Origin of the sequence: Moraxella sp. HMSC061H09, from assembly GCF_001809255.1 — a bacterium.
In the GTDB taxonomy this organism is placed as follows: Bacteria; Pseudomonadota; Gammaproteobacteria; order Pseudomonadales; family Moraxellaceae; genus Moraxella; species Moraxella catarrhalis.
The window spans coordinates 210,058-227,319 of sequence record NZ_KV796856.1; the positions used below are offsets into that span (position 1 = coordinate 210,058).

The 17,262-nt window shown below is 42.3% G+C and carries 14 protein-coding genes; 5 read left to right on the plus strand and 9 right to left on the minus strand.

Annotation, left to right across the window (positions count from 1 at the left end):
* Window positions 1-246 precede the first annotated feature (246 nt).
* The 7 genes from HMPREF2573_RS07425 to pheA form a co-directional block, all read right to left on the minus strand.
* Window positions 247-1,917: a 2-oxo acid dehydrogenase subunit E2 gene (locus HMPREF2573_RS07425; RefSeq protein ID WP_003668414.1), complete on the minus strand. Its 1,671-nt coding sequence runs from the start codon at window positions 1,915-1,917 to the stop codon at window positions 247-249.
* Between the two features lie 27 nt (window positions 1,918-1,944).
* On the minus strand, window positions 1,945-4,692 hold the full coding sequence (aceE, locus tag HMPREF2573_RS07430) for a pyruvate dehydrogenase (acetyl-transferring), homodimeric type (protein WP_003658245.1): 2,748 nt from the start codon (window positions 4,690-4,692) through the stop codon (window positions 1,945-1,947).
* 289 nt (window positions 4,693-4,981) lie between these two features.
* On the minus strand, window positions 4,982-5,413 hold the full coding sequence (locus tag HMPREF2573_RS07435; protein WP_003658247.1) for a 2-amino-4-hydroxy-6-hydroxymethyldihydropteridine diphosphokinase: 432 nt from the start codon (window positions 5,411-5,413) through the stop codon (window positions 4,982-4,984).
* The gene (gene folB / locus HMPREF2573_RS07440; protein WP_070473090.1) at window positions 5,410-5,769 is read right to left on the minus strand and encodes a dihydroneopterin aldolase; all 360 of its coding nucleotides are present in this window, start codon (window positions 5,767-5,769) and stop codon (window positions 5,410-5,412) included. Before folB ends, HMPREF2573_RS07435 begins: the two co-directional genes overlap by 4 nt.
* Entirely contained in the window at window positions 5,770-6,657 is an 888-nt protein-coding gene (rarD, locus tag HMPREF2573_RS07445; protein ID WP_003658251.1) for an EamA family transporter RarD, read from the minus strand. It lies immediately after the preceding gene.
* A 47-nt stretch (window positions 6,658-6,704) separates the two neighbouring features.
* Window positions 6,705-9,008, minus strand: coding sequence for a bifunctional prephenate dehydrogenase/3-phosphoshikimate 1-carboxyvinyltransferase (locus tag HMPREF2573_RS07450; RefSeq protein ID WP_003673825.1), 2,304 nt, complete (start codon window positions 9,006-9,008; stop codon window positions 6,705-6,707).
* 32 nt (window positions 9,009-9,040) lie between these two features.
* Window positions 9,041-10,153 carry a prephenate dehydratase gene (pheA, locus tag HMPREF2573_RS07455; RefSeq protein ID WP_003659724.1) on the minus strand — a complete coding sequence of 371 codons (1,113 nt, stop codon included), beginning with the start codon at window positions 10,151-10,153 and terminating at the stop codon, window positions 9,041-9,043.
* Window positions 10,154-10,480: 327 nt separating this feature from the next.
* Between pheA and rd the strand changes: the two genes are divergently transcribed.
* The 5 genes from rd to HMPREF2573_RS07480 all read left to right on the plus strand — a co-directional run bounded on the left by rd (window position 10,481) and on the right by HMPREF2573_RS07480 (window position 15,218).
* Window positions 10,481-10,645, plus strand: coding sequence for a rubredoxin (gene rd, locus HMPREF2573_RS07460; protein ID WP_003658257.1), 165 nt, complete (start codon window positions 10,481-10,483; stop codon window positions 10,643-10,645).
* Window positions 10,646-10,651: 6 nt separating this feature from the next.
* Window positions 10,652-11,641, plus strand: a complete 990-nt coding sequence (locus tag HMPREF2573_RS07465) for an alpha/beta fold hydrolase (RefSeq protein ID WP_003658259.1) — start codon at window positions 10,652-10,654, stop codon at window positions 11,639-11,641.
* 63 nt (window positions 11,642-11,704) lie between these two features.
* Window positions 11,705-12,337 carry a fumarylacetoacetate hydrolase family protein gene (locus tag HMPREF2573_RS07470; RefSeq protein WP_003666245.1) on the plus strand — a complete coding sequence of 211 codons (633 nt, stop codon included), beginning with the start codon at window positions 11,705-11,707 and terminating at the stop codon, window positions 12,335-12,337.
* Between the two features lie 105 nt (window positions 12,338-12,442).
* Window positions 12,443-13,714, plus strand: coding sequence for a phosphoribosylamine--glycine ligase (gene purD, locus HMPREF2573_RS07475; RefSeq protein WP_003673103.1), 1,272 nt, complete (start codon window positions 12,443-12,445; stop codon window positions 13,712-13,714).
* Between the two features lie 136 nt (window positions 13,715-13,850).
* On the plus strand, window positions 13,851-15,218 hold the full coding sequence (locus HMPREF2573_RS07480) for an ABC1 kinase family protein (RefSeq protein WP_003658263.1): 1,368 nt from the start codon (window positions 13,851-13,853) through the stop codon (window positions 15,216-15,218).
* A gap of 76 nt (window positions 15,219-15,294) precedes the next feature.
* Here HMPREF2573_RS07480 and HMPREF2573_RS07485 read toward each other — a convergent pair whose 3' ends face one another.
* Together HMPREF2573_RS07485 and HMPREF2573_RS07490 are read right to left on the minus strand one after the other, a co-directional pair.
* Entirely contained in the window at window positions 15,295-16,503 is a 1,209-nt protein-coding gene (locus HMPREF2573_RS07485; protein WP_003658264.1) for a TIGR03862 family flavoprotein, read from the minus strand.
* A gap of 5 nt (window positions 16,504-16,508) precedes the next feature.
* Window positions 16,509-17,180 (minus strand): tRNA (guanine(46)-N(7))-methyltransferase TrmB, encoded by a 672-nt coding sequence (locus HMPREF2573_RS07490; protein ID WP_003673822.1) that lies wholly within the window; start codon window positions 17,178-17,180, stop codon window positions 16,509-16,511.
* Window positions 17,181-17,262 lie beyond the last annotated feature (82 nt).

Sequence of the window (17,262 nt, forward strand, 5' to 3'; positions counted from 1 at the left end):
ATCAGCTTTTTGAGTTTTGTAAACTGGGTTTTGTGTGCGTATTTTTTGATTAAATGATTAAATGATTAGAGTAATAACCAGCCGATTTTCATCTTTTGTTTTTATTATTAATATTTAATGATAAAAATCATCTTTTTAATTTATACATATTATTATTTTAAAGTATCATTTCTTAAGTTAATTCATATTAATTTATAAAAAAACGCACCGATTTTGATCGATGCGTTGTTAGTCTTGGCGATTAAATTATAACAAGATACGACGCGGATCTGCCAACAATTTTGCAATATGGCGAGTAAAGACCGCAGCATCCGCACCATTGATCACACGGTGATCATAAGACAGTGATAGTGGCAACATGAGCCGTGGCTCAAATTCTTTGCCATTCCATCTTGGCTGATACGATGCTTCAGATACACCCAAAATACCGACCTGTGGCCAGTTTACAAGTGGCGTAAAGGCTGTGCCGCCAAGATTGCCTTGACTTGAGATGGTAAAGCTTGCACCTTGTAGGTCTTTGGCGGTCAGTTTTTTATCACGCGCTTTTTTGGCAAGTTCACCAATCTCAATGGCAATCTGCTTGATACCTTTATCTTGAGTATTCTTGATCACAGGTACAATCAAACCATCATCGGTTGCTACCGCAATACCCATATTTACCGATTTGCGGATAATAATTTGTGTATTATCATCCGATAAATGGCTATTAAATTTCGGCGTTTGGGTAAGTGCATATGCCACCGCCTTAACAATAAATGCCAAAATAGTCAGACCAATGCCCTCTGCCTTAAACTCACCCTTAAGCTCATTACGCAAGCTTTCGGTATCTGTGATATCAGCAAGATCAAACTGCGTCACCTGTGGTAGATAGGTATTGTAGTTTAGCTGCGGAATAGAGACTTTTTGTAGACGAGTGAGATCTTGGATTTCAAGCTCGCCCCAAATCTCTTTATTGCTCATATCTGGTAAGCTTGGCAAACCAGAACGCACCTCGGTCGTGCCAGATTTTGCTTGACTGGTAGAACCGCTGATGACTGATTTGACATAGCCAAATAAGTCTTCTTTTAAGATTCGCCCGTGAGCTGCTGTACCTGTCACAGCACTGATGTCCACACCAAGCTCACGCGCAAGTTTACGCACCGCTGGGCCTGCGTAAACATGTCGAGCTTTTTCGTTTACGACAGCTTCTGGCAGTTTGGTTTGTGGGCTTTGTACAGACTTGTTTTTTGATTCAGATACTGCCGCTTGGTTAGCTTTGGTATCTTCTTCTTTGGTTTTTTCGGCTGGTTGCTCTTTATTTGATGATTTTTTGGCTGAAATGCCCTTGCTCTTAATCGTAATAAACGCTTGACCATTTGAGACACTATCGCCTGCTTTGATTAAGATTTCTTCGATCACGCCATCAACTGGTGCAGGTACTTCAACCGAGGCTTTGTCAGACTCAACCAAAATCAATGGTTGATCCTTGGTAATTTCATCACCAACTGCCACCATAATATCAGCAACTTCGGCACTATCTACGCCAAGGTCTGGTAAATGATGCGTTTGACTACCAGCTGATTCATTTAAGTCAGGCTGATCGTCTGTTTGCTCATCATCACCGATAGATATATCATCTTCATCTTTAGCCGATTGTTTTGTTTGAGGTTCATCGTCGGATTTTGAGTCAGTTTTTTGAGCATCACCACTTTGATCACTGTCAAGAGTGAACAACAAATCTCCTTCGGAGATGTGATCACCGACCGAGATATGAATTTCTTTGATAACACCAGCACCAGTTGATGGCACTTCAACAGAGGCTTTATCAGACTCAACCAAAATCATATTGTCATTTTCGCTGACGCTATCGCCAACTTTTACCATAATTTCAGCAACTTCAGCTGATTCAACACCCAAATCGGGGGCTTTGATTTCCATCATATTCTCCTATAAATTGGGCAGTTATCAGTGATTGTCATCTTCGACCAGTTCAGGCACAGGGTTTGGCTCACGAGTTGCCTTTGGTGCTGGTGCATCTGGGAAGAAATCATATTGAGGCTGCCGCTGCCATGCTGGTGCTTGATCGGCGTCAATATCAAAACTGTTGATCGCATCTTGAACCAAGCGAACATCAATGTCACCTTCATCTGCCAATTTTTTCAAAGTTGCCACAACAATATGTTCTGCATTAACATTAAAGAAACTGCGTAATTTGGCTCGACTATCCGAACGCCCAAAGCCATCAGTACCCAAGGTTACATATGGACGGCTGTCAGGTAACCATCCACGGATTTGTTCTGAATAATTACGCATATAATCTGTTGCTGCAACCACAATACCTTTATGTGATGCCAATTGACTGGTTACCCATGGGGTTTTTTGGTCGGCGGTTGGGTGTAGGCGGTTGTAGTCGTCACACGCCATGCCATCACGAGTCAGTTCATTAAAACTGGTCACACTCCAAACATTGGCAGTGATACCAAATTCATCTTGCAAGATTTGTGCCGCTTTTTCAACTTCACGCAAAATCACACCCGAACCCAGTAGCTGAACTTGAGTTGAGCCATTATCTTTTAACAGGTACATACCACGCTTAATGCCTTCTTCAACACCCTCAGGCATGGCTGGATGTTCATAGTTTTCATTCATCAAGGTGATGTAATAATAAACTCGCTCACCTTGTGCATACATACGGCGTAAACCATCGTGCATGACGACAGCCAGCTCATAACCATAGCATGGGTCATAGGTTACGCAGTTAGGTACGGTACCAAATAAGATATGGCTATGGCCATCTTGATGCTGTAAACCTTCACCATTTAGTGTGGTACGCCCTGCTGTCGCACCAAATAAAAATCCTTGTGCTTGACAGTCGCCCGCTGCCCACGCCAAATCACCAATACGCTGGAAACCAAACATTGAATAATAAATGTACATTGGAATCATCGGTAACGCATTAACCGAATAGCTGGTTGATAAGGCAATCCATGCACTCATTGCACCTGCTTCATTGATGCCTTCTTCTAGCATATGGCCATCTTTGGCTTCACGATAGCCCATCAAAGCATCGGCATCTTCAGCGACATAGTTTTGACCCACTGATGAATAGATACCAAGCTGACGGAACATGCCTTCTAGACCAAAGGTACGCGCCTCATCAGGCACAATCGGCACAACATGTTTATTTAGACCTTTATCTTTTAATAGGGCTGACAATAAACGCACAAATACCATAGTGGTTGATTGCTCTTTGCCTTTTGAGCCTTGCAGAACTTGATTAAATACCGAAAGCTCAGGAATCTCAAGTGGAATGTGACCACTGCGACGAGATGGCAAATGACCGCCCAAAGCCTCTCGGCGACCCATCAGATATTTATATTCGGCCGAATCTTCACTTGGGCGATAAAAAGGTAATTCTTTGAGCTGTTCGTCGGTCAATGGCAAATCAAAACGGTCACGGAAGTATTTTAAGCCACTTTCGTCAATTTTTTTGATTTGGTGAGCTTTATTGACCGATTGAATCTGAGTAGACAAACCATAGCCTTTCACCGTTTTCACCAAAATTACCGTCGGCTGACCTTTGGTTTTCATGGCTTCAGCATAGGCAGCATAGACTTTTTTGGGGTCGTGACCGCCACGATTTAGGCGTATAATCTCTTCATCACTGAACTGTTTTGCCATCTCTTCAAGCTCAGGATACTTGCCAAAAAACTCCTTACGAACAAAGGCGGCATCACGAGCTTCATAGAGCTGATACTCACCATCTACCACCTCTTCCATGCGTTTTTTGAGTGCCCCTGAGGTATCTTTGGCAAGTAATGGATCCCAATGATCGCCCCAAATGACTTTAATCACTCGCCAGCCTGCACCACGGAACACCGATTCAAGCTCTTGGATAATTTTACCGTTACCACGCACGGGACCATCCAAACGCTGAAGGTTACAGTTGATGACCCAAATTAGGTTATCCAGCTTCTCACGACCTGCCATTGAGATAGCACCCAAGCTTTCAGGCTCGTCAGTTTCACCATCACCTAAAAATGCCCAAACTTTACGATCCTCATCTTTGATTAGGCCACGATTGGTCAGATATTTTTGATTACGGGCCTGATAAATTGACATCAAAGGACCCAAGCCCATGGATACTGTTGGGAACTGCCAATAATCAGGCATTAAATAAGGATGCGGATAGCTTGACAAGCCCTTGCCATCGACTTCACGGCGAAAATTAATCAGCTGCTCTTCAGACAAGCGACCTTCTAAGAATGAACGGGCATACATGCCTGGTGCACCATGACCTTGATAATAAATCATATCACCGCCATGGTTTTCGCTAGGTGCACGCCAAAAATGGTTAAATCCCGTCTCATACAGTGTCGCTGATGATGCAAAAGTTGCCAAATGCCCACCCAAATCGTCATTATTTTGGTTGGCACGCATGACCATTGCCAAGGCGTTATAACGAATCAATGCACGAATTTTACGCTCCATGTGCAAGTCGCCAGGATAAGTTGGCTCATCTTCGGCTGGAATGGTATTGATATATGCAGTATCAAGGCGGTTGAATGGTAAACCTTCTTGAACAGCCATGTTATAAAGTGCTTTTAATAAAAACTGTGCACGATCTTTGTCTGCATTTTTTATGACCGATTCAAATGCATCAAGCCACTCTTGGGTCTCGATGTGATCGGGATCGTTATAATATTTTGTCATTGAAATTACCCTGATAAAATTACCCATCCATTACTCATGGTGGACTATACACACAAGCAGATGTCTGCCCATGCAACCGATTAAAACAAGTTTAATATATAAATATTCTTGTTTATTATAAAAGGATTTTTACCAAAAGTTTATTCACAAAAATAAATACCAATACCAGTTTCATTTATTAAAAAAATAGTGGGACTAATTAAAAATGAATACCCACTTTATGGCTTACCATGATTTTAGATAGACACACAGTACAGCCCACTTGATGATAATAATGAATCGATATCAGCTATATTTGGTCTAATAAAAATGCCGCAACTTGCTTTATGCCTTGTATATCGTGGTTTTTTAGTGGCAGTCGTGCCAAATTCATCTGCCACTGTTCATCAAACCTTGCCGCCAGAATATCCAAATCTATCACCACTTCATAATCGTATTTGGTACATTTTTTGGCAGGATTGCGTCCACATCGCCGTTCAATTTGTTTCAGCGTTTGTTCAATGTCTGTATATTGCATAGTTTTTGTCAGTATAATATAAGCACAAGCATTATGATAAATTCTCTGACTACGCCCAGTGAAATCTTGTCCACAAATTCGCTGTGATAATACGACTCGCCCAAGCTCTTGAAGCGATTTAATGGCACAAGTAAACGCAACCTTGGCATCATGGTTACTGCCCAAAGCGATAACAATCGCATTTGCATAGGCTTGTTTGCTCATACACCTGCCTTGCGGATGATTTTAATACCCACGCTATCAGCTTGCTTGATGGCATTGGGCTTATGTATGGTCAGTGCGATTTCACAGCATGGATAATTGGTCAAAACATGATGCGCAATCTTATCCGCCAAGGTCTCTAAAAGCTCAGCTTGCACCTCATGGCACAATTTTTCAATATCCTCACAAACGGCTTTATAATCAATCACATACGCCACATCATCATCGGCAATGGCACGCGTCATATCACAGACCATCTGCGCATCGATGATGAGCCTTTGTTTGATGACACGCTCCCAAGCATAGACACCAATCACCGTATCAATATTAAGCCCTTGTATGAACACAATATCGCTCATTTATGCTCCTTTTTTATGTTTAAACATATCCGCACTAAACATCAAAAGCCCGACCCAAATTAATACAAAAACCAACAATCGCTTGGCATCAAAAGGCTCGTGATAATAAAAAATAGCCAATAAAAATATCAAGCTTGGCGTTAAGTAATTTAAAAAAGATAAGGTATTAAACTGTACCAGCTTGGTCGATATATTATACAAAAGCAGCGGCACTAATGTCACTGGACCTGCTAACATCAAAAGCCAAATCTCAGATGACACCCAAAACGCCATCGATGAGCTGGCAACATGAGAAAATTGCAACCAAATCAGTGATATAGGTACAAGCAATGCTGTCTCAAGAAACAACCCATCAAGTGCATCAAAAGGCGTTTGTCTTTGAATAACACCATAAAGTCCCCATGACAGTGGCAATAACATACTCACCCAAGGCAACCCGCCCATCCATACAATCTGAATGCCAACAGCGGCGGCGGCCAGTAGTACAGCGAGTTTTTGCATCAACCGCAGCTTTTCTTTGAATATTAGCATCGAAAATAGCACGCCAACCAAAGGGTGGATAAAGTAGCCTAAGCTTGCTTCAAGTACCTGATCGTGCGTTACTGCCCACACATAAACCAACCAGTTTGTTGCGATTAAAACAGAAGCAAGAAAGGTTAAAAACAGCCATTTGGGCTGCTTTTTGATTTGATCAATCCACCTAAAGCGTCTTGTGATTATGGTAATCCCAAGTAAGATAACAAAAGTCCAAACCACACGATGAACGATGATTTCTATGGCATCATATTCTATCAGCTCTTTGAAATACAGCGGAAAACAGCCCCAAATCAAAAAAGCAGATAACACTGTCAGTAACCCTTTTGGCGTGGTTGTGACTGTTTTTGCCATAGCAATTACCATAATCAATCGGTAGATGGATTATTTAAATAGATGGGTTATTTAACCTCAATAGACAGACCAACACGATTGGCAAGCTCGGCAAAATTTGGAAAACTGGTATTGACTGTCTCGGTGCCTTGAATGATAATGTCATCTGTGGCGCGGCTGCTTGCCACCGCAAAACTCATCGCAATCCGATGATCGTGATGACTCTCAATCACACCACCGCCAAAGATGGCGTTTTTCTCACCTTGGATGCCTTTACCTTGGATAATAATGCCATCTTCTAGCACTTTAGAATCAATACCAAGTGTTGCCAAGCCATCTGCCATCACTTGGATGCGATCAGACTCTTTTACTCTCAGCTCCTTTGCACCAGTCAGTTTGGTGACACCATACGCACAGCTTGCTGCGATGAATAATATAGGAAATTCATCAATCGCAAGTGGTACCAAATGCTCTGGTATGTCAATACCATGCAAATCAGAAGGTCGCACTGTAATATCAGCAATCGGCTCGCCACCTACGACAGCTTCATTCATCACTGTGATATCAGCACCCATCAAGGTTAAAATATCGATGACGCCTGTGCGAGTTGGGTTCATGCCCACTTTTTCAATGGTCAGTCCCTCACCGCCTCCAATTGCACCCAGCACCATAAAAAATGCTGCACTGGAGATATCTGCTGGCACAATAATATCTGTAGCTGTCAGCCTGCCGCCGCCCGTCACACTGATTTTACACCCATCAACTTGCACAGGATAACCAAAGGCATTTAGCATACGCTCGGTGTGATCTCGGCTCACTTCAGGCTCGATGATGGTTGTGGTACCCTTAGCCCATAGACTTGCCAAAATCAGACAAGATTTAATTTGAGCAGAAGCAACAGGCAATTGATATTCGATGGCATTTAGAGTTTGTGAGCCTGTGATGGATAAGGGTGCTGTGCCTTTTTTACCCGTTGATTGGATTTTGGCACCCATATTACGCAGTGGTACAGCCACTCGCTCCATCGGACGCTGAGATAGGCTGACATCACCCGTCATCACGCTATCAAAGGCTTGGGCGGATAAAATTCCTGCCAATAAACGCATGCTGGTGCCTGAATTACCCATATATAGCGGAGTTTTGGGTGCTTTTAGACCATCAATACCAACACCATGAATGGTAACTTTATCGCTATTTCGCTCAATCTTAACGCCCATATCAGCAAATGCTTGCAGTGTCGCCAGTGCATCTTCACCCTGTAAAAATCCTGTCACATGAGTGACACCATCAGCCAATGCGCCAAACATGATTGAACGGTGTGAGATCGACTTATCTCCTGGGACACTAATCACACCTGAAATGGCATTTTGTGGCCGAATATGATAACTTTGACTCATAATAGTATCCTTGATGGCATCTGGAGTAATAACAATATTAGGTTTGTGCATCGGTTTTTTGGCGAGCATATGCCCAAAATGACGGCGAGCATGACGAGCGGTGGCGAGCCAATCAAACATTTTTTCAGAATCTTCTTGATCAATGATTTGGCGAAACACTTGTAAATGATTCACAAATTCATCTAATGCATTTAAAAGTGCAGGCTTGTTAGCGATAAAAATATCATGCCACATCACAGGATGGCTGGCGGCAATACGACTAAAATCCCTAAACCCACCCGCTGCATAACGAAAAATATCCAAATTATCATCATGGCTTGCCAGCTGATGTGTCAGACTAAAAGCAAGCAAATGTGGTAAATGGCTGGTATAAGCCAAAATCTCATCATGGCGTGATGCACTCATTTGTATAACCTTAGCACCGATTGCCTGCCAGATTTTGGCAATTTTAGCAAAATCGGCTGCTTGGCTATGAGTGCTTGGGCATAAAATGACCTTATGCTGTACAAAAAGCTCACCATTTCTGGCGTCAAAGCCCGACCTTTCTGCACCTGCAATCGGATGCCCACCAATAAAATGATGGTACGCACCAAAAATCTCATCAGCCGCTTTAGCAACTGATACTTTGGTGCTGCCCACATCTGTGATGATGGCATGACTAGCCAAATCACCCAAATCTATCGCATGCTTTAGCATCTTCATGATCGGATAAATGCTTTTGACGGGCGTGGCAATCATAACCAAATCAGAGCCACAAACTGCACTGAAAATATCTGTGCTACCACTTGAAATCACGCCTGCCGCCAACGCATCATCGATACTTTTTTGATTGGTATCAGCGGCAGTGATTTGACCCACCAAAGGCGTGTTAAGCCGATGATTGGCATTGTGTACCGCTTGTACAAATGATGCACCAATCAGCCCCAAGCCGATTACGCACAATTGCTCAAACAACGGCTTTTTTGTATTATCCATTGGATTTTTCATACGCTGTTAATTTAAAAAAGTTATAAAACAGCTTTTGGATAAGAGCCTAACACTCGCAAATCCTTTACTAGTGGTCTGATATCTTCGATCGCAGCAGCAACATGCTTATCTTCGATATGGCCATTCATATCAATAAAAAATACATAAGCCCATTTATTCGGACGCTCAGGGCGTGTCTCAATACTGGTCATCGATACTCCGTGACGGCGTAAAGGTTCCAAAATCTCAATCAACGCTCCCGCTTTATCTGGACTTGAGACCATGATTGAGGTTTTGTCTTGACCAGATGGTGCAATGTCTTCTCGCCCAATGATTAAAAATCGTGTGGTATTACCCGGATTATCCTCGATATTTTCGTATAATTTATGTAAACCATATTCAGCAACAGCCACATCACCTGCAATTGCTGCAGAATGCCATTCATTTTGAAGACGACGAGCCGCTTCACCATTTGATGAAACTGCCACTCGTTCAACATTTGGGAAATTGACATCCAGCCAGTGGCGACACTGTGCCAATGCTTGCTGATGGCTATAAATACGGCTCAGGCTCTCAACACGGGTATGCTCTGCCACCAAAAAATTATGATGAATCGGCAGCTCCACCTCGCCAATGATTTTTAAGCTTGAGCTTAAAAATGCATCCAAAGTATGATTCACCACACCTTCTGATGAGTTTTCAACAGGCACCACGCCGTACATCGCACTGCCTGCTTCAACTTCACGAAATACATCGGTGATGGTTGTCAAAGATACTGTCGTGGCTGCTTTACCAAAATGCTTTAGTGCTGCTGCATGGGTGAATGTCCCAACTGGTCCCAAAAAAGCCACTTTTTGTGGCTCTTCAAGCTCAAGGCATACCGACATAATTTCACGAAACAAGCGTGCCATCTTTTCGCCAGATAACGGGCCTTCATTACGCGCCATGACTGATTTTAATACTTGAGCTTCTCGCTCAGGGCGATAAAAGATGGGGTGATTTTCGTGGTTTTTTTTGGCAACTGCCACTTGCTGAGCAACTTTGGCACGCTCATTGATGAGCGTTTGAATTTTCTCATCAATGGCATCAATTTGGGTGCGATAGCCTTTGATTTCATCGGTATTAACAGGCAAAGACTGAGTAGTTTGGCTCATGACAGCATTCCTTATACGCATTAAAATATGGTTAATGATACACGATTTTAACGATGAGTTGTAGCGATTTTATCAAACTTTATTTTATCTGTAATATCAAATAATTTTTAGATGACATTTAGATAATACACCAAAAATTTCTAGCCAAATACCGTCAATTGTGCTAATTTAATCAACAAAAAACTGGCAATTTGATCAAATGATTTTCATAAATCATAAATTTTACTTGCAAAAATTCGATACATCTGTAAACTAATTGGGTATTTTATTTACCCAATAACCAAATCTTTTGGGAATTTGGTGGACTTTTGACGGTCAAAGGTGATTATGAAAAAATATCAATGTATTGTATGTGGCTGGATTTATGATGAGGCGCTAGGTTGCCCCGAAGAAGGGCTTGCACCTGGTACACGCTGGGAGGATGTGCCTGATGATTGGCTTTGCCCTGAATGCGGCGTTGGTAAAGAAGATTTTGAAATGGTGGAAATTTAAGCCATCATGAGTATCAATCGCCCCATCACACCACCTAACAGCTGGCAAAAATTTGGAGATATTCACTGGTATCCTTCTGATCTGTCAGAACATCTATTTCAAGCCATCATTGATATCGGTGAAGGTATTAAGCTTTGTGTGGAAGCAGGCGGCAACCCCGAGCATCCACCAATGATCTTTATTACAGGCCTTGGCTCACAAATGATGTTTTGGTCAGACCAGTTTTTAAAGCGATTTATTGATGCTGGATTTTTTGTCATACGCTTTGATAATCGTGATACAGGCCTATCAAGTAAAATCCAAATTGATGGCCTACCAAGACTCAATACCTTCAAAATGATGCTAAAAATGCAGGCAGGTCTATCCAATCGCTCAGAGCCAGTTGCCTATACTCTAACAGATATGGCAGAAGATGCAGCACGCCTAATCAAAACCATGCAGCTTCATAATGTCAATCTTATTGGGGCTTCGATGGGTGGTATGATCGCACAGATTGTGGCAGCACGCTATCCTAAATATATCAAAAATTTAGTACTGCTATTTTCTACATCCAATCGGGCATTTTTAAGGCCGCCAAACCCCAAGCAATTCATGACATTTGTCCGTCGCCCTGAAAGTCATTCAGAAAGAGATATGGTTCGCCACAGCGTATGGTTTATGACAGCGGTTGGATCGCCTGGCCATTTGGACATCAAAGGTACGCGTGCCATTGCCGAAAAACGCTACCAAAGAAATTTTCATCCATTAGGCGTCTCACAACAGCTGACTGCTATTTTGGCATCAGGTTCGATATTACGCTTTACCAAGCAGATCCGTGCTAATACTTTGGTTATTCATGGCAATAAAGATGGTTTAGTTGCACCAAGCCACGGTAAATTTCTTGCCAAAGTCATTCCAAATGCTCGTTTTGTATTGGTTGATGGCATGGGGCATGACTTACCAAACTATTACTACCCTTATCTGACGGGGCTAATTAGTGAACACTGCCAAGCTTAACGCTTGATGGTGTGATGGCAACATCATTTCGTAAAACTGCTGACATACGCTTTGAGGATTTTTATGAAGCACATCACATTTAAAGATGGCAGCACCGCCCCTGTCAATAATATTTATTGCATTGGTCGTAGCTATGCTGAGCATATCAGCGAGCTTGGCAATACACCAACAGGCGAACCTTTGGTATTTTTAAAGCCAACCACAGCACTGACCACCGATAACACCCTAAGATTACCAGGCTATTCAGAAGATATCCATCATGAAGTTGAGCTGGTTGTTTATATCGATCAAGATGTGGCAGATGACCAAATTCCTGATCTAAGCTGTATTGCAGGATATGGGATTGGGCTTGATTTGACAGCACGAGATATCCAAAATGCCCTAAAAACCAAAGGAATGCCGTGGACAACTGCCAAAGGCTTTCGCCATGCTGCTTGGCTATCTGTCTTAACCAAAGGCATACCAACAACACATCAATTATCACTGATGGTCAATGGCGATATCCGCCAAGACGATAGCACAGATAAGCTTTTATTTGATATAACTTATCAATTGAATTTTTTGCATGAAAAATTCGGCTTGCGTCAAGGTGACATTATTTATACAGGCACGCCCAAAGGTGTTGGCAGACTTGTCAGTGGCGATACGCTCGTCGCCAAGCTCGATACAGAATCTTACACTATTCATATTGTCTAAAGATCACACGCCAAAATAACTGACGATTTTTTTAGAACTTCATTGGCGATCTTCCAAATTTTTGTTACAATAAGCACCAATGTTAAACAAATACTTGGGGGAATGATGAAAATTTTGGTACTCGGCACAGGGGGCCGTGAGCATGCATTGGCATGGGCTTGTGCAAAAGATGATGCAGTTAAGATTGTCTATGTTGCGCGTGGTAATGCCGGTACTGCTATTGAGCCAAAATTACAAAATGTTGATTTGGATATTACCGATCATAACGCACTGATTGCATTTTGCCAAACACATGACATCCAATTTGTCGTTGTTGGACCTGAAGCACCGCTGGTTGCTGGTGTGGTAGATGATTTGCGTCAAGCAGGCATTGCTGTTTGGGGCCCAACAAAATACTGTGCTCAGCTTGAAGGCTCAAAAGCATTCGCCAAAGAATTTATGCAAAAATATGGCATTCCCACAGCGTATTACCAAGTCTTTACAGAAATTGAAGCCGCCAAGCGTTATGTGCGTGAAAAAGGTACACCTATCGTCATCAAGGCAGATGGCTTGGCAGCAGGTAAAGGCGTGATCGTCGCCATGGATGAAGCGACAGCTTTTGATGCAATTGATGATATGCTTGATGGCAATAAATTTGGTGATGCAGGCAGCCGTGTGGTCATTGAGCAATTTTTATCGGGTGAAGAAGCATCATTTATTTGCATGATTGATGGCGAAAATATCCTACCGATGGCAACCAGCCAAGACCATAAGCGTATTTTTGAGGGTGATACTGGTGCTAATACAGGTGGCATGGGTGCATACTCACCAGCACCTGTCGTCACGCAGATGGTGCATGATAAAGTGATTGAGCGGGTAATTCGCCCTGTTGTTGAGGTGATGAAGGCCAATGGCACGCCTTATACAGGATTTTTGTATGCAGGGCTGATGATCGACGAGCATAACGACCCTTATGTGATTGAGTTTAATTGCCGATTTGGTGATCCAGAGACTCAGCCGATTATGATGCGTCTTAAAAGCTCTTTGACTCGCCTAATCCAAGCAGGTCTTTTGGGGAATTTACCAAACGAAGCTCAGTGGTTGGATCAAGTGGCTTTGGGTGTGGTTTTGGCAAGTCGTGGCTATCCTGAATCCAGCATCAAAGGCGATATCATTACAGGACTTGATACCCAAACAGACCGCTTAAAAATCTTCCATGCTGGCACCAAACAATCAGGTGATGCCATCGTGACTGATGGTGGGCGGGTTTTATGCGTCACAGCACTGGCAGATGATATTCAAACCGCCCAAAAAGATGCCTTGGCTGCCATTGAGCGTATTTATTTTGATGGCATGCAATATCGCCGTGATATCGGCTGGCGTGCCATCAAACGCTGATTTAATCAACAAAAAAGATGGTTTAACCATCTTTTTTGTTTTTGTCAAATATCTTTTAGGTTTGACAGATGTTAAATGAATAGAAATTTGCTATAATGCAACCATTGATAACCATATTATTTATTGCATCACAACAATGAGCCAACCACTGAATAAACTCAAAACTTCGCCTTTTTCACGCCGTCTATCGATTGCAAAAACTTCTTTAAATATCGGTAAAAATTGGGCAAAGTCCAGCATGAACGGTCTTTTGATGACCAAAGAAGAGCGAGAGATTGCCAAGCATACTTTAATGCAAGAACAAGCGGATTATTTGGTAGGTGAGCTTGGTAAATTAAAGGGTTCGGTCGTCAAAGTCGGTCAAATGCTTGCACTATATGGCGAGCATTTTCTACCCAAGGCAGTCTTAAATGCCTTGCATACACTGGATGCTCAAACGACGCCGCTGTCTTGGCATGTCATTTATGCGACACTTAAAGCAGAACTTGGTGAGCAAATCGCTGACTTTGATATCGACCGCACACCCATAGGTACGGCAAGCTTAGCACAGGTTCATAAAGCTGTACATAAATACAGCGGTCAAGATGTTGTACTTAAAGTACAATATCCAGGGGTTGCCGATTCAATTGATTCTGATTTATCTATCTTTAAGCATTTATTAAAAATTACCAATGCAGTACCACAGACCAAAGCATTGGATGCTTGGTTTGAGGAGATCGGTGAGCTTTTGCACCGTGAAGTGGATTATCGGCTTGAGGCAGAAACCACCAAGCGTTTTGCTCATTATTTGGCAGATGATGAGCGTTATATTGTGCCGACAATTTATGATAATTATAGTACTAACCGATTGATTTGCATGAGCTTTGAAGCGGGTATTTCGTTAAATGATCCAATCATCACCACCCTACCCCAAGACCGTAAAAATGCACTTGGACAAGCCGCCATCGAAATTTTCATGCGTGAGTTATTTGAATGGGGCGAGATGCAGACCGATCCAAACTTTGGCAATTATTTGGTACGCTATGAAGATGGCATTGATAAGCTTATCTTATTAGACTTTGGGGCAATCAAGCAATTTGACGATCATCTTTTGAGTATCGCGTATGGGCTGATTAGTGCAGGCTATCATCAAGACAAACAACAGATGATGGCAGCCATGACAGGCTATGCTTTTTTTGATCAGTTAAACGGTAAACCCAAATCTGATATAGCAGAAGTATTTTTGATGGCTTGCGAGCCTTTTGCTCATGCGCAGGCACTTAAGACACGCCATGGCGGTCATTCTTCACATTTAGATGAGCAAGGCTTATATATTTGGTCAGGTAGCGATTTATATGCCAGAGTAATGAATGCCGCCAAAAATGGTATGCAGTCGCGTGAATTTAGCCTACCACCCAAAGAAATGATGTTCATCAGTCGTAAATTTATTGGTGCTTATGCCTTATTGGTAGCACTGAATGCACGCACCGACAGTGACGCACTGGTTAAAAAATTTATTAATTAACTCATTAATCAATATTAAAATAAATGAATAAAATACCAGCACAATTTGGCTTGATGATTTTGTTTTAATCACTTTTTTACTGGTCAATATTTAAAAACTGTAAAGCACCATAAGCTGCCGCACGCCCTGTTGCCATACAAGCGGTTAATAAATAGCCGCCTGTTGGTGCGTCCCAATCAAGCATCTCGCCAGCACAAAATACACCTGACTCTTTGATAAGCTGTAGATCATTGCCTAGAGCAATGCGTTTGATGCCGCCGCCAGTACTGATCGCTTCATCTATTGGTCGAAAACCTGTCGCTTGAATGGTTAAGTTTTTGATATGCACTGCCATTTTGGCGGTATCCGACCAATCTGCCTTAGGCGTACACTCCCTTAAGATAGAGATTTTAACAGCATCTAGACCAGCTTTTTTGAGTAAGGTATTCAGCGATTTTCTTTTAGTTTGGCTTAAAATATGATGAATGGTATCAACAGATTTATCAGGCATCAGATCGACCGATAAATGAAAGCCATTTTCTTTTTGACAGCAACGCATTGCCCGATTGAGACGATAAATCAGTCCGCTTTCTAGTCCATAATGGCTGATGATGGCATCCCCTTGATACGACTTTTTCCCTACACTGATTTGAATACGCTTTAATGGCTGACCAAATAACGGCACCATAAAAGACGACCAATCAACCAGCACGCCGACATTACTGGCATATAAAGGTGTTAATAAATCTTTATCAAACCACTGCTGCCAAGCACCATCACTGCCAAGTGCTCGGTATGACCCACCGCCACACGCTAAGATAACCGCATCATAGTTAGCACAAAAAGAGTCAATAAGCTCCGCCTTAGCATCAAGTTTATCAAAGCTTAATACCCTGCCTGATATCTGAGTACAGCGATGGCGATAATAAAACCGAACGCCCCGACCATTTAGCCGAGATAGCCAAGCACGAACCAGTTTTGAGGCTTTCATTTCTACTGGAAAAATCCTGCCAGATGAACCAATGTAGCTTTCGATACCCAAAGATGCCATCCACGCAACGATATGATCGGCATGAAATGACTGTAAATACCCGGTCAGCCAATCATTTGGCGTGTAACGATCCACAAAAGTCTCAAAAGGCTCACTGTGCGAGATATTTAAACCAGTCTTGCCTGCCATCAGTATTTTGCGTGCGGCAGTTGGTTTGTGTTCATAGACATCTACCGATACAGGGTATAAAGACAACACTTCAGCCGCCATAAGTCCAGCAGCACCCGCACCAATCACAGCAATTTTTGGTTTCATACAGCCTACTCTTTTACAGGCGTATCATCAAATCTGGTCTGATAGCAGGCAGGTTTGGTGAGAATAATTTCTTGACAAAGCTCGCCACGAGCCAAATATTTGATCTCAAAGTGCGTGCGTGCTGATGTTGAATCAATGGCATACTTGGTATAAGGTAGCCGCCAAACTTCGTCCAACAGCTGGCACGCCTCATCAATATAAGACTCAATATTACTGGCAATCCTGACAAATCCCCCAGCTTTTAGACGAGATAATAAAAATTCAAAAAATGGCATATTAAGCCAGCGCTGATTTTTATTATGCGGTTCAGGATTTGGATACAAAATAAATACGCCGTCAAGCGAATTGGGTGCAATAAAATGTACACAAAAGGTAATGGCATCAGCATGAACGAAGGTTAAATTATTCAATTCACCAAGAGCGGCTTGTTTTTGAAATGCGTTAAATTTTTCACGAGTTCTTTCAATGGCGATCAAATACTTGTCTGCATTTAAGCCAGCAAATTGCATGGCATGCTTGCCCTTACCTGCACCAATTTCCAAAAAAAGTGGTGTGTTTGCGGTCAGTGATTGAAAAATGTTTTGTCTGTCTTGGTCTTGGACAGTTTTTGGTGCATGTAAAAATTTGGCGTCAAATAAACGGTCAAAACGATGGCTTGGTGTGTCATGATGAATCATAAACAATCTAATTTTCGGCAAATAAAGCATTATATCACACTCAAAGTCTCTGCATAGACCAAAAAATTCGCACAAAATCCTT

Excerpts from the sequence above, each read along its gene's own strand:
- HMPREF2573_RS07425 (WP_003668414.1), bottom strand. The coding sequence starts at position 1,917 with ATGGAAATCAAAGCCCCCGATTTGGGTGTTGAATCAGCTGAAGTTGCT.
- aceE (WP_003658245.1), bottom strand. The coding sequence starts at position 4,692 with ATGACAAAATATTATAACGATCCCGATCACATCGAGACCCAAGAGTGG.
- HMPREF2573_RS07435 (WP_003658247.1), bottom strand. The coding sequence starts at position 5,413 with ATGAGCAAACAAGCCTATGCAAATGCGATTGTTATCGCTTTGGGCAGT.
- folB (WP_070473090.1), bottom strand. The coding sequence starts at position 5,769 with ATGAGCGATATTGTGTTCATACAAGGGCTTAATATTGATACGGTGATT.
- rarD (WP_003658251.1), bottom strand. The coding sequence starts at position 6,657 with ATGGCAAAAACAGTCACAACCACGCCAAAAGGGTTACTGACAGTGTTA.
- HMPREF2573_RS07450 (WP_003673825.1), bottom strand. The coding sequence starts at position 9,008 with ATGGATAATACAAAAAAGCCGTTGTTTGAGCAATTGTGCGTAATCGGC.
- pheA (WP_003659724.1), bottom strand. The coding sequence starts at position 10,153 with ATGAGCCAAACTACTCAGTCTTTGCCTGTTAATACCGATGAAATCAAA.
- rd (WP_003658257.1), top strand. The coding sequence starts at position 10,481 with ATGAAAAAATATCAATGTATTGTATGTGGCTGGATTTATGATGAGGCG.
- HMPREF2573_RS07465 (WP_003658259.1), top strand. The coding sequence starts at position 10,652 with ATGAGTATCAATCGCCCCATCACACCACCTAACAGCTGGCAAAAATTT.
- HMPREF2573_RS07470 (WP_003666245.1), top strand. The coding sequence starts at position 11,705 with ATGAAGCACATCACATTTAAAGATGGCAGCACCGCCCCTGTCAATAAT.
- purD (WP_003673103.1), top strand. The coding sequence starts at position 12,443 with ATGAAAATTTTGGTACTCGGCACAGGGGGCCGTGAGCATGCATTGGCA.
- HMPREF2573_RS07480 (WP_003658263.1), top strand. The coding sequence starts at position 13,851 with ATGAGCCAACCACTGAATAAACTCAAAACTTCGCCTTTTTCACGCCGT.
- HMPREF2573_RS07485 (WP_003658264.1), bottom strand. The coding sequence starts at position 16,503 with ATGAAACCAAAAATTGCTGTGATTGGTGCGGGTGCTGCTGGACTTATG.
- HMPREF2573_RS07490 (WP_003673822.1), bottom strand. The coding sequence starts at position 17,180 with ATGATTCATCATGACACACCAAGCCATCGTTTTGACCGTTTATTTGAC.